At 67.3% G+C, this 12,530-nt stretch carries 12 protein-coding genes and 1 pseudogene; 8 read left to right on the forward strand and 5 right to left on the reverse strand.

Translation table 11 applies throughout. The annotated features are described in order from the left end of the window. Nucleotides 1-91: 91 nt before the first annotated feature. From P8A20_RS37255 to P8A20_RS37265, 3 genes are all read right to left on the reverse strand, one after another. Nucleotides 92-589, reverse strand: coding sequence for a hypothetical protein (locus P8A20_RS37255; protein WP_306105269.1), 498 nt, complete (start codon nt 587-589; stop codon nt 92-94). Next, the gene (locus P8A20_RS37260) at nt 586-1,119 is read right to left on the reverse strand and encodes a transcription factor WhiB (protein WP_306105270.1); all 534 of its coding nucleotides are present in this window, start codon (nt 1,117-1,119) and stop codon (nt 586-588) included. The genes P8A20_RS37255 and P8A20_RS37260 overlap by 4 nt, the downstream gene beginning before the upstream one ends. Before the next feature lie 190 nt (nt 1,120-1,309). Beyond that, nucleotides 1,310-2,020, reverse strand: a complete 711-nt coding sequence (locus P8A20_RS37265) for a hypothetical protein (protein WP_306105271.1) — start codon at nt 2,018-2,020, stop codon at nt 1,310-1,312. A gap of 320 nt (nt 2,021-2,340) precedes the next feature. Between P8A20_RS37265 and P8A20_RS37270 the strand changes: the two genes are divergently transcribed. From P8A20_RS37270 to P8A20_RS37300, 7 genes are all read left to right on the forward strand, one after another. After that, the gene (locus P8A20_RS37270; RefSeq protein ID WP_306105272.1) at nt 2,341-3,099 is read left to right on the forward strand and encodes a GntR family transcriptional regulator; all 759 of its coding nucleotides are present in this window, start codon (nt 2,341-2,343) and stop codon (nt 3,097-3,099) included. Beyond that, a complete protein-coding gene (locus P8A20_RS37275) occupies nt 3,096-3,797 on the forward strand; it encodes a P-loop nucleotide/nucleoside kinase family protein (protein WP_306105273.1) in 702 nt (233 codons plus the stop codon). The genes P8A20_RS37270 and P8A20_RS37275 overlap by 4 nt, the downstream gene beginning before the upstream one ends. A 236-nt stretch (nt 3,798-4,033) precedes the next feature. Further along, nucleotides 4,034-5,263 (forward strand): NsdA family TPR-like regulatory protein, encoded by a 1,230-nt coding sequence (locus tag P8A20_RS37280; protein ID WP_306105274.1) that lies wholly within the window; start codon nt 4,034-4,036, stop codon nt 5,261-5,263. 88 nt (nt 5,264-5,351) lie between these two features. Further along, nucleotides 5,352-5,603 carry a helix-turn-helix domain-containing protein gene (locus tag P8A20_RS37285; protein WP_306105275.1) on the forward strand — a complete coding sequence of 84 codons (252 nt, stop codon included), beginning with the start codon at nt 5,352-5,354 and terminating at the stop codon, nt 5,601-5,603. 1,186 nt (nt 5,604-6,789) lie between these two features. Continuing rightward, nucleotides 6,790-7,173 (forward strand): hypothetical protein, encoded by a 384-nt coding sequence (locus P8A20_RS37290; protein WP_306105276.1) that lies wholly within the window; start codon nt 6,790-6,792, stop codon nt 7,171-7,173. 26 nt (nt 7,174-7,199) lie between these two features. Next, nucleotides 7,200-8,564: a replicative DNA helicase gene (locus P8A20_RS37295; RefSeq protein ID WP_306105467.1), complete on the forward strand. Its 1,365-nt coding sequence runs from the start codon at nt 7,200-7,202 to the stop codon at nt 8,562-8,564. A gap of 153 nt (nt 8,565-8,717) precedes the next feature. After that, nucleotides 8,718-9,008: a barstar family protein gene (locus P8A20_RS37300; RefSeq protein WP_306105277.1), complete on the forward strand. Its 291-nt coding sequence runs from the start codon at nt 8,718-8,720 to the stop codon at nt 9,006-9,008. A 430-nt stretch (nt 9,009-9,438) separates the two neighbouring features. Here the strand turns inward: P8A20_RS37300 and P8A20_RS37305 are convergent, their stop codons facing one another. Both P8A20_RS37305 and P8A20_RS37310 read right to left on the reverse strand, forming a co-directional pair. After that, nucleotides 9,439-11,499 carry a serine/threonine-protein kinase gene (locus tag P8A20_RS37305; RefSeq protein WP_306105278.1) on the reverse strand — a complete coding sequence of 687 codons (2,061 nt, stop codon included), beginning with the start codon at nt 11,497-11,499 and terminating at the stop codon, nt 9,439-9,441. Nucleotides 11,500-11,501: 2 nt separating this feature from the next. Then, a pseudogene (locus P8A20_RS37310) lies at nt 11,502-11,992 on the reverse strand (hypothetical protein); the annotation flags it as partial. A 122-nt stretch (nt 11,993-12,114) separates the two neighbouring features. Between P8A20_RS37310 and P8A20_RS37315 the strand changes: the two are divergent. Then, the gene (locus P8A20_RS37315) at nt 12,115-12,522 is read left to right on the forward strand and encodes a hypothetical protein (protein WP_306105279.1); all 408 of its coding nucleotides are present in this window, start codon (nt 12,115-12,117) and stop codon (nt 12,520-12,522) included. Nucleotides 12,523-12,530 lie beyond the last annotated feature (8 nt).

Below are 12,530 nucleotides of genomic sequence, written 5' to 3' on the forward strand. Positions count from 1 at the left end.
AGCGCGAGAGCGAGCGGGTGGGCCATGCCGCACACGGTGACTGCCCGTGCCGCGAGGTGCTGTGCGGCGCGGGCAGCAGGTATGTGCCGGGTCAGGACCGGTGCCGCACGGGGGCGGGGGAGTGCGGCCGGGCGGGGGCCGGGGACGGCTCGGTCCGGCCGTCCCGCTCGTGCGGAGTCGGCCGCATCGGAAGCGCCGCCGCGCCCTGGAGTTGCTTGCAGGCGGGGCAGGTCCAGCCGGTGAAACCGAACCACCCTGAGCACGTGTCGCACTGCAACGTGCCGCTGTTCTCCACCGGCACCGGGGCCGGGGCCGTGCTGCGCGGGCGCTGCCCGTTCGACGGCCGGAACGTCACCTTGGGCGCGAGGAGGAGTACCGGCTGCAGTTCGTAACCGGGGTCCATCTCGGCGAGGGTGCGGCGTGCTTGGCGGCCGGCGGACCGGGCGCGGGCATCGCCGTCGACGACCAGGTGGTGCACGAGCTGGCGGAAGGCGTTGTCGGTCTCGTCGCGTTCGAAGCCTCGTTGGTTGTCGTCGCGCTCCTGGTCCTCCAGCCAACCGGCCCGGGGGACGAGAGTGGTGGGGCTCATGCCGCCACCGCCCATCCGGCACGTGCCGGGCGGGCGGCGCGGATCTGGTGGATCTGAGCGGAGAGGGTACGGAGCCGGTCGTTCTGGGCGGCGGTCCGCAACGCGATGGCGCGGGGTCCGCCATTGCGGCTGGAGTCGGGGTTCGTGCTCGCCTCGTGCTGGAGCTGGGTGGTGAGCGTGTCGAGCCGGCGGCCTTCGGTGTCCCGGTCCGCGTCGACCGCGGCCGCCAGGCGCTCAGTGTGGGCAGCGCGGTGGGCGGCGAGCTCGCGGCCGGTCCGGCCGGCACGCACCATCTCGTCCGTGTCGGGTCGTCCGTCGCCGTCGCGCAGGGCGAGTTCCTCGCACGCGGCCCGCACGGGGCAGCCGGTGCGGAGGCGGATCGCCTCGGTACGGCGGGCCTGCCAGGCGGCGAGCCCCTGGTCGTCGGCGCAGAAATAGAGGTCCGGGTCACCGCCAGCGCGCGCTGCGCTGGAGTCGACCGCGGCCTGGATTACGGCCCGGCGTGTGTGCCGGGCCTGAGTGGATGTCATCCTGTGCATGCGCGTTTGCCCTTCTACAGAGGGTGAACTGCGAAGACGAACCCCCGGGCATGCCCGCCTGGGGGTTCGTCGTGTTCAGGGCCGGTGGCCCTGGGCTGCTGTACGAGCAGCCACGGCCCCGGCCGCCCCCTCTTGAAGCGGGGCGGCCGGGGCCGTGGTCGTTCGTCGCGGGTATTCGAGGTCAGAACGAGGTACGCGTCCAGGCCGGGAAGCGTTGCGCGCATCGTCCGCAGTGGGGCCGGTGGATGATCCGGCACCATCCGGCAGCGACCGCCTCGACGAGGCTGGACGCGGTGGCGCCGCAGCGCTCGCACTGGAGTTGGCCCTCCTCCAGCTGCGCGGCAGCCTGGTGGGAAACCAGCGGAGCCTCGGGACCGTCGGTGGGGCGCGCGCCCTGCGGAACGGTGCGACGCTGGTCTGCCTGCCGCACACGGTGGAAGGCGGCAGCCCACTCAGCGCGGCGTTCGACCGCCCCACTCTCGCTGCGCCCCCGCAGGGTCTGGTCAGTCTGCGGGCTGAATGCCTTGGGCAGCACCGAGGTGGCCTGGCGGCTGGAGGCTTCCGTGGCGGCGTCGGTCAGGGCGTGGCGCCACTCGGGGATCGTGATGTCGAACTGGACCCTGCGGTTGCTGCTCCGGCAGTGGACTGCGGCGGCGACGTGGGCCTTGCCGGTGTGGTGAGGGACCAGCTTTTGCACCTTGCTCTGCATGCCGGTGATGGGCACCCAGGTCTCGCAGTCCTGGCAGACCAGTACGGCCTTGAGCGGGTTGCGGAGGTCGATGTGCGAGGGCAGGAGCTGAGAGAGCTTGATGGCAGGAAGGGCGCTGACCCGCTTGGTGCGGGTCCGGCGGGGGCGTTCTTTGGCGGTGGGCATCGCGGCGGTGACGGGCATGCGGGATCTCCTCATGTGCGAAGGGGAAGGGGGCGGCGTCGCGGTGCTCTCTCCGCCCGTCAGGCCGCGCGGGTGACCCCGGCGTCCTGTCGGACGGACAGCACATAGCGCTGCGACGTGCAGTAGAGAGTCAAGAACCCGGCGGATTTGTTGGTGCCATCAACCCCGGTCCCCTCTTACGAGGCGGACGACTTTCTACGTTGGATTAGTCGGTGTTCCGTGAGGCCCACCGACTTACATACATCAGGTTGCCTCAGGTACCCTCAGGTGTCAAGCGGTATAGTGAGGCACCTAGACGGAAATGAAGGAGGCGAGGCGCCATGCCAGGGCAACCGAGGGCCGACAACCGGCCGCCGTACGCGCGCATCGCGGGTCACTACCGCGACCTCATTGGTTCCGGGGAACTCGCGCCAGGCGAACTGCTGCCCAGCATCCGAGCCCTGGCGAACCAGTGGAACGTCAGCACTGCAACGGCCGACCGTGCCATGAAGCTGCTGCGGGATGAGCAGCTGGTGCACGGCATCCCGGGCGTCGGCACCGAAGTCATGGCGCGGCCCCTGTCCCTCGCATCGGGGTCCGAACGTCACGACCGCAGCAGCAAGACGAAATCGTCGTGGGGCGTGGGCGAGAAGTCCTCCGGCCACACCGCTGGCATGGTGCCGGCCCCCAAGAGCGTCGCGTGTGTGCTCGGCATCGACCCTGGTGACGACGTGATTCGCCGAAGCCGCGTCTACCGGGACGCTCACGGGATCGTCTCCCACTCAACGTCCTGGATCCCAGCGGAGTTCTCCCGGGTGCTGCCCGAGCTCGCGCGCAGCGAGCGCCTCAAGGGAGGTCTGTCGCTGGACCTCATCGCTGAAGCCACCGGGCGCCAGGTTGAACAGCGCATAGATGAGGAGACCGCTCGCATCGCTACGAAGGAGGATCTGGAGCTCCTAGAGCTGGACGCCGAAACCGTCGCAGCGATCCTGGTACTGACCGCCAGGTTCCTGGACGTCGACGGCCAGCTCCTCGAGTACGGCGTAGACCTGGGTGGTCCTGGCCGCACGCGACGCACCACGTCCGAGGTGCTGCGGTGAACGCCAGCGACGCCGTACTCCTGGACGACACCCTCACCAGCTACCTCGAAGCACGCCACGGCGAGCTCATTCGCGCTGAGCACGCCGACACCCTGACTCTGGAAGGACGATTCGAGATCAGCCGCATCTCCACAGCGTTGCCCGGTCGCCAGGGGCCTGCGCCCCGCGCAATCCTCATGACTGGTCTGCAGGGTGCTGGAAAAACGACCCTCGCCCGCGCCTTGGAGGATGCCGGCTTCCGGCGCCTCTGCCCTGACGAGGAAATGTTCCGCCGCTACGGACACTACGGTCGCGACTTCCCCCGCGGCGAGTTCCTTGTCCGGGAGGCACCCGTCCTCAAGGACATCGCCCTGGGCGTACAGCAGCTCCTGGCGGCCGGACACGAAGTCGTAGTCGACCACGGGTTCTGGACACGGGAAGAGCGTGCCTTGTGGGCGGCGACCATCATGGAAGCCGGCGGTGAGCCCGTACTGATCTACCTGCCTGCGCCTCACGAGGTGCGCTGGGAAAGGATCCGGAAGCGCAACGCAAAGTCGCTGGTTGATGCGAACAGCATCTCGTTCAGCGAGGACGACCTGCTTCGGCATGCGAACCGCTTCGAGACGCCCACCGCCGACGAACCGCACATCGTTTACGGCGGAGATCCGGCGCACGTCCTGGCAGAGCTTCGCCATGCAAGTTCTGGCGGTCCTCATTGACCACGACCTCCCATACGCAGCTCTTGGCGCTCAGTGACCATGACCGTGCTCAGGTAGTGCGACTGCGTAAAGTGACATCGGCCGGTGACATTCGGAATGTCACCGCCACTTGTCACCTCCGCGCGAACATGGGTGCGTGCCATGCTCGCCCGCAGAGGGGCTGGCTTCTGCTCCGCTGACAGCACCTTGTTGGGGCGCAGGATGCGCCGCTGGACCGTACGGTGAAGGGATCGGCGATGGATGAACGTCCCGACTGGGCGCGCCGGATGGTCGAGGAGCGCGCCGCCCGCGACTGGTCGCAGGCCGACGCCATACGCGCGCTGATGGCCCGACTCCCCGATGACCAAGAGGTCAGTGAGCAGGACCTGCTTCGCCAGTGGAAGCGTTGGGAACGCGGCGACGCCCAGCCGACGAAGTACCGGTCCGCCATCGCCGCCGTCTTCAACACAACGACGGGTGCCTTCTTCCCCGAGCGGGGCCGCCGTGACGGGCGAGCCGAGATCTTGCAGGTCAGCGGCATGGACACCGTGGACGTCATCGCTCGGCTACGTGCCTCCGACATCGACGTGGCCACCCTGGATGCGCTGCGGATTACTGCGGATCGGCTGTGCTGCGAGTACGCATACTTGCCCGCCGACCAACTGCTCCTGGAGGGCAAGGCGTGGCTGGCCCGCGTCGTGGGCCTCCAGCACCAGCGGGTCAGCCTGGCACAGCACCGCGAGATCATCGCGCTCGCCGGGAAGCTCTCGCTCTTGGTGGGCTGCGTCGAGTACGACTCCGGCCGACCTCGCGACGCGGAGGCCACACGGCAGGCCGCGCTGATGCTCGGCCAGGAGGCCGGGGAGTTGAGCGTGCAGGGTTGGGCGCATGAGATGCGAGCATGGTTTGCGCTGACGAGGGGCGACTACCGTGGTGTTATCGCGGCTTCAGAGGCCGGCATTGCCGTGGCGCCAACTGAGAGCGTTGCCGTGCAGCTGCATGCGCAGAGGGCGAAAGCATGGGCGCGGCTAGGGGACCGGACTCAGACCGAGGTGGCGTTGGACCAGGGCCGTCAGCTCCTGGAGCGCTTGCCGTACCCGGAAAACATCGAGGACCACTTCGTCGTGGACCCTGCCAAGTGGGATTTCTACCGGATGGACGCGCTACGCAAGGTCGGCGAGAACCGTCTCGCAGAGCAGCTGGCTCACGAAGTAATCCGGGCCGGAACGGACTTCGACGGGACAGAACGCTCGCCCATGCGAATCGCGGAGGCCCGGGTCACCTTGGGCGTGGTCGCGGCCCGCGAAGGCGACCTGGACTCCGCGCTCGGCTTCGGGGAAAGGGCTCTCACAGGCAGCCGACGGTCGCTGCCGTCGCTGGCGATGGTTTCCGCTGACCTCGGTCAGGCCCTCCAGTCCCACTACCCGCATGCGTCAGAAGCCCAGGCTTTCATAGCTCATCTCCGCGAGCTGAGAGGTGGTCAGTGACTGACCGCAAAGAACGCTCACGACTTACCGCGGGACACACAAAGAAGCATAGATCCATGTATAGTTTCAGTGGCACTAAGGAGTACACATGGACGCCATTGAAGCTCTCCTGTCGCGACCGAACCTGCCTCCCCCGGCAGCGCGCGCGGCTTTGCGGCGGGCAGATGGCCTCACCCAAGCGGAAGTCGCAGAGGCGTTGGAAGTGAGCCGCGTCGCCTTCCATCGCTGGGAGACGGGCCAGGCTGAACCGCGAGCTCGATCCCGTGCCGCCTACCTGCGCCTCCTCCAAGGCTTGGCGAAGAAACACCCTGAAATAAGCATGGAGAACAAATCAGCCTAAGCCTCTCTACACACAGAAACGGTCCTCGTCGCCACAACGAGGACCGTTCACCTGCAAATAAGTCGACTCGCAGCCTGCAAGCATCCCGAGTCGTGCCCGGTGAGGTGACCTCGCCCGGGGGTGATGCCCGTGGACCTATCGGTCCGCGTTTCACCTCTACCCAGGATAAGCGGACCATGTCACGGATCGCCACCATCTGAGTCTCCTGTCAGGTCACATCTGCTGGTCACGGCTTCCCTATTAGGGGAGATCGCCACATGCACCGCCCGCCCTGCCCACGCCGTCGGCATCCAGCTGCGGCTCGACGAATCTTTCCTTCCTGGAGTGTCACACCGACGCCTGAGGCGACACCGGCAGGAGGCGTGACCACGGCCTTCGCTACCTTCGCCCCGGCCGTGAACACCGCGCCTACACTCGGCATCCTCCTGCGCGCCCCGCACTCGATCGCTCGCGTTCCGGGCGGTGAGCTGTGACTGACGAATTCGGCAACAGCTTCCTGGAGCGTGCTTGGGAGACCCCGGAGGAGGTGGTTCTGCGCCGTGAGCTGGTCCGGACACCGGGACTTCAGCCCGAGGATCTCGGCGTCCTCGCGGAGCTGCTCCTCCGCGATCCCAGGCTCCCCTCCACGATGGAAGCCATCCGCGGCGACCTCCAGGCGCGCGGCTGGAAGATGGGCAAAGACCGGTACAAAACGATCACTGCGCGGCTGACGCGAGCAGGGCATCTTTCCCGCGTCCCCGCCTATGACTCGACCACTGAGCGCCCCACCTGGGTCACCCGCGTCTACCGGAACCCGGCGAACAACGAGCAGTACGTCGATCTGGGCATCACCGCATCTATGCAGGTCCACGCCGAAACGCGGGCTTCCCGCGATTCGGAGTGCCAGCCGCCCACCGAATCGCGGAAAACCCGCGTTTCGCCTGGTCAGAGCCGGAACGCGGAAAACCCGCAGTCCGGGCCCGAACTGCGGAAAATCAGCAGTTCGAGAACCCGCGTTTCGCCTGGTCAGAGCCGGAATACGGAAAACCCGCAGTCCGGGTCCCACCCCCCACACCCCCCGGAGGAGGAGGATTCCTCCTCCCCCAACCCCCTCACGCGCACCAACCGGTCGCTCCCGCCCCAGAGGGAGGAAGGGCGGGAGTTCACTCCCGAGGAGCTCGCAGCAGCACAGGACTTCCTGCAGCGAATGCAGCGATGGCAGGCCGGTCTGTCGACGGCCCGCAAGTGCGCCCCGCGGCTGCTGCGTGCGATGCGTACCCAGGGCTGGCCCTCGCTGGCCGGCATGAACGACGTCCAGCGCCTGGCGCTGGAGGCCGAAATCTTCAAAAACACCGGTGGCGCGACCTCGTGGGTGAAGTGCCTGCCGGGCTGGGTCGATGACCTGTGCCTCTACCGCAAGCCCTCCCCGGCCGCCGCCACGGCCCCGGGTGCCGCCCCGCAGGACCCTGTCGCGCTGCGGGCCGCCTGCCCGGACTGCGACCAGTACGGCTGGGCCCTGGACGACGACGACGACGGCCCCAACCGCCGCTGCACCCACCCGACCCTGACGACCCCCCAGGAGCAGCTGTGAGCGTGTTCGAGGAGTCGGTCGTGAGCATGCCTGTGCAGCAGCTGGAGGAGTCGCCGGACGCGGTGAGCGTTGCCGCGGAGACGTCGATTCTGGGGGCGTGCCTGCTGGCCACCGCTGCGTACGACCCGGTTGCCGCCGCCATGCAGGTGCTGAGCAAGGAGGGTGATTGGTATCGGCCGCATCACGAGACGATCTGGCGGGCGATCGTCACCTTGCACTCCAAGGGCAAGCCGACCGGCGTGCCGATGGTGGAGTCGGAGCTGCGCCGTACCGGTGAGCTGAACAAAATCGGCGGGTTCGTCCAGCTGTCGCAGATCGCCCAGCAGGCCTGCACCTCGGTCGAGGTGATGCACTACGCGGAGATCGTCCACGGTTATGCCCGCCTGCGCCGCTACCAGGAGGCGCTGGTGCGCGGGATGCAGACGTCCCGTCAGGTCGACCCTGTCAGCGTCAACGAAGCGATCGCCGCCCACCAGGCGGAGCTGGAGCACATCGCCGCCGACGAGTCGAGCGACGACGGGCTGTTCGGCCGGTTCGGCGACGGCCTCGAAGCCCACATGGACGGCCTGGAGACCACGCTGGAGGCCGCCGCGATCACCGGGCTCACGGACCTGGACGCGGCTCTCAAGATGCTGCCCGGGAACATCATCATGGTCGCGGGGCGCCCGGCCATGGGAAAGAGCGCGATGACGCTCGGGGTGGCCCTGGCCAACGCCGCCTCCGGACGGCCCACCCTCGTACACAGCATCGAGATGGGCAAGCACGAGGTCACCAACCGCGTGCTGGCCAGCAAGTCCCGTGTCGCCCTGCACCACCTCATGGAGGGTGGGCCGGCCATCACCGAAAGCGACTGGACCCGCATCGCCAGGCGCCTGCCCGACCTCGAAACGATGCCGCTGTGGATGGACTACACCCCCCGCGTCACCCCCGGCCTGGTCCGCACCCGCATCAACTCACTAATCCGCCAGACCGGCAAAGCCCCACTAGTGATCATCGACTACGTCCAGCTCATGCACACCGACCAGCGCAACCCCCGGCAAAGCAACTACGACCGCGTCAGCGAAGTCAGCCGCGAACTCAAACTCCTCGCCGAAGACACCGGCGCCGTCATCCTCTGCTGCGCACAGCTCAACCGCGGCTCCGAGCACCGGGAAGGCAAGGTCCCACAGACCTCCGACCTGCGCGACTCCGGACAGCTCGAACAGGACGCGAGCGGCATCATCCTGCTGCACCGAGATGACGCCTACACGCCTGAGAGCCCCCGGGCCGGCGAGAGCGACCTCATCCTCAGCAAGAACCGCAACGGGCCGACCTGCACCATCACTGTGGCCCACCAGTTCCACTACAGCCGCCTGCGCGACATGAGCCAACAGGACGAGCCGAACATGTAGGGTCTCAAGTTTCGTGTCGGAATCTCATGGTCGATGTCGGACGGCAGTCGGATCCGACATCGACCGTGAGACACGTCAGTTAAGCGGGGCGCGGTGCCTGCAGGGGGGCTGGGAGTCGCAGAATCGCCTGGCTGGCCGAAGGAGGTGGAGGACATGCGGGTCGCCATTGACGGGGCACAGATCGGAAGCCAGGCGGACCTACACCGGGTTCTTGCCAAGTCTCTGGACTTCGGTCCGTACTACGGGCACAACCTGAGCGCCCTGTGGGACCGCCTGAGCAGGGATGTCGAGCGCCCGGTCGAGATCGTTTGGGAGAACGCTGCAGTCAGTCGTGGCCGCATGGGCGATGAAGTGTTCGAAGCGATCGCGTCCGTCCTGGTCCGAGCTGCCGCAGAAGACGAGCCGAATGCACCGGACAAGAGGCTCACCGTGCGTTTCACCTGATGTGGAGCCCAGCGGCGAGCGGTTACACATCGTCGAGACAGGTCAAGCGGGTCGGGCCGCCGCATCCGTCCGGCGTCCGACACGAAGCTGAGAGGCTGCGCGTCCGACACGGCGCGAGACGGCGGACCGGTTCCAGGTGTTGGGGTGTTGTCGGGCAGCATAGGGCGATAGGCTGGGATGAGCCAGTACCTCGGGAGTTGAAGGCCCTCGATACGGCCTCGTTGGTCAAGCTGCAGGAGCTGGCATGCGAGCTTCAGCCTCAACCAGCGGTTGGGGACCGGGCATAGGTGCAGGCGAAGGCAGCGCCCGATGAGACCCACTACCTGTGGCCGACCCTGTGGAACAGTCTGCCCCATCGCTCCATCACCCAAAGCCAGTTGCGGTGCGGACTCGCCGAGGCGCTGCACCGCGCCGACTGCGCCGAACCGGTCTACTGCTGGGCGATGGCCGCGCGAATCCGGTGGTCGACGCGGAGGTCGTGCGCCAGGTGGCCGAAGTACATCACGCTCTCCGGGTGCTGTCGCAGCATGGCCGCCACCGAGCTGGCGGCGTCCCCGCTCAGGGTCGTCCACCAGGAGAAGCCCTCTGCCTGCCCGCTCTGGTCGTCCAGGAGGGGGATCCATTCGAACGCGCCACCACAGCACGCTTCCAGGAGATCGAGCTCCCTCGCCCGGGCCGCTTCCTCGGCGATACTGGCCAGCCACTTGACGGTGGCGCCGAGTTCCTCGGAGCCGTGGGAGACGTCCGTACCGAAGAGTGTCGCCATCGCGGACACGACCTCTACAGCACGAGCGGCGTCGGCCAGCAGGTCCGCCATGATCGAGGCGACGGGAACCTTGATCAGCACGTCGAAGTAGAGAGCAGCGTCGTCGGGATGCGTAGCGGCCAGCGTCAGGAGGTCCGCCCCCGCACCCGTCGGCCCGGCGAACAGTTCCCGCTGGAGGTGCTCGCCGCGTAGCACAACGGGCTCCGCCGGCTCGTCCAGCTCTTGCGCGACGAAATCGAGGAAGGCAGACACCGTGGCCGGGCGTCGCTCCGGGTCCCTCTGGGTCGCTTCCCGGACGATCGCACGCCAGGGGCCCGACTTGGGGAGCAACGGAACGTTCACGAGGGGCATCTCGCCCGTGACGGCCCATCCGATGAGCTGCCCCAGGCTGTAGATGTCGGCGGTGGGGCCCGCGTGGTGGGCGTCGTTGTAGTGCTCAGGGGCCGCGAAACCCTCGGAGCCGAGGAAGACCCCCACGCGGGTACGCTGCGGATCGGTCGTCTGGCCCAGGGGCCGCCGCACAATCCCCCAGTCCGCCAGGACCCAGCGACCTTTCAGGCGCAGGACGTTGGCCGGCTTGATGTCCCGGTGGATCCATCCCTCATGGTGCGCCACCGCGAGGACCGAGCAGAGGGATTCCAGCAGCTCTCGTAGGGCTGCATCATCGGAGAATTCCTCCTGGCAGCTCTCGGCGGTGGCCTCCGCGTACGGCATGACGAACCAGGTGTACTTGGGATCGAAGTCCAGGATCGGCATCGCGTGCGGGTTCCCGATCAGGCTGCGCCCGCATTCAATCTCTCGCTTCATGCGGGCAACTTGACGGGCGGGCGGGTACTTGTCCTTCAGCTTTTTGAGGATGACGACCTTGCCGCTGGGCTTGTGTACCGCCTTAAAGACGTTTGCCTGGCCGCCGTCGGCGAGGGGTAGCCGTTCACACGCGTAGTCCTTGCGCTCGCCCCGTCTGGAGGGGCTGAGCAGCTCTCCGGTTCGTGGCGCGACCAGCGGCTTGCCAGCGATCTCCTCCAGTTCCCCAGCTTCCGAGAAAAGGGTGATCCGGTCGCTCGTGTGAGCAATGGCATCCGCGAGGCTCACCGAAGCCGGCGGGTTCGCGTCTGCTGGTCGCCTGGGAGCGACGACGTTTTGGAAGACCTCTGCGGGTTCGAACCCCTCAGCGAGGTACTGGAGCACCTCGCGCTGGTCCTCGGGCAGCAGTGGTTGGAAGGCGTCGAACTGAGCCCTGCCCGTGATGGTGCGGATGGCCTCCAAGGTCTGGCCGTCGATGCCCAGCGCTGTGAGGTCGGTGACGGAGAACCGAGCGAAGAGAGTCGTCGGAGCGTGGGAGGCGGGCCGCGAAGTGACCAGCCGCTCCATGGCCACGACGTCCCGCACCTCCAGACTCCCCATCGCGGAGTTCACGGAGACGAGCCGGGTGGCGGCCCACTGGAGGGCCTCGTCGTGCGGCAGCACCTTGAGGAGGAGAAAGGTCTCGCTTCCGTCGTCGGGCGCGAGGAGCACGCCCCTCCAGAAGGCTGTGATGCGTATCGTCCTCATCCGCGGATCACGGGCCATGCGCGCGACGGACAACCCCAGCCCCTTGTCCGCGTACAGCTCGGCCACCGTCAGCGACTGGAACTTGGTGATCGCCTTGCGAACCCCGGCCCGGACGGGCTTCTCCAGCTGCTCGTAGTCGGTCCAGAAGGTGTGCACGACGGCGAGCTGCGGCAAGGCTAAGTCTCCAACGCGAGGGGCTGGTTGTCCGGCTCTCCAGCGTATCGCCCGGGCGTCGATCGGAAGTCATGCCATTCGCCGGTCCGGCGCCACCTCCGGGCTCGCCTACATTGGCCCCTTCCACGCAGCGCCCTGTGCGGCACCACCGAGTCCACCGTCCTCAGGAGATATAGGAACGCGGTGAACGGCAGCAGTGGAACGAGCCACAGCGGCTGACGGTAGTAGCGGAGCATCGGCCTGTACGTACCCGCCATCACCGCCCACGCGGCAGCACCAGCCACGCCGTCACCGTGTTCCCGCTCCGGACGCCGACTACCAGGGCCACCGGTGGAGCCAGATAGACGAACACGAGACCCGCGGCCGTCCCCACGAGCAGCAGCGGATTGTGCCGCAGTTGCGCGTACGCGCTCCGCGCGACCATTCGCCGCAGCTCGCCAAGTCCCGGATACGGGCGAACGCTGTCGACCCGCTCCGCGAGGCCCAGCCAAATCCCTCGGGCATGCTGTTAGAGGATGGTTCGTGAGCATTTGACCGTGTCTTGTCTTGAAGGGCGCTCATCAGCGGCTACTTCGAAAGGCGCTGTCCGGTGGGGCCGCAGGCGATACTCGTGTTGTGGACTGGTTGAAGCGAGCTTGGGCGGCGGAACAGCTTCAAGATTGGGACGAGGCGATCGCGCTGGTAAGCGCCCACGCCGAATGCTTCTCCCACGATCCGGACATACACGACAACCATCTGTGGCACATGGATCTGCTGGCCCGAGCGGAACGGGTTCCAGAACTTACGGAGCGCGCCCTCACGGATAGCCACGCACGTCGAAGACTCAACAGATCGCTTCGAGAGCGGGGTATGGAAGCGGCGCTGCGTGACCGCGCCGAAGACGGCGACTGTGGCGCCCTGTATATCCTTGTTCGACTGATGTGCGAGACGGGTCGGGTGCAAGAAGCTCAGAAGGTAGTTGCGGACATCGGCCCGGAGGACCAGTACGCACGCCAGATTGTGGCCGGCGATTGCTGGACGTAGGTGTCCAG

The organism is Streptomyces sp. Alt3 (genome assembly GCF_030719215.1).
GTDB classification, from domain to species: domain Bacteria; phylum Actinomycetota; class Actinomycetes; order Streptomycetales; family Streptomycetaceae; genus Streptomyces; species Streptomyces glycanivorans.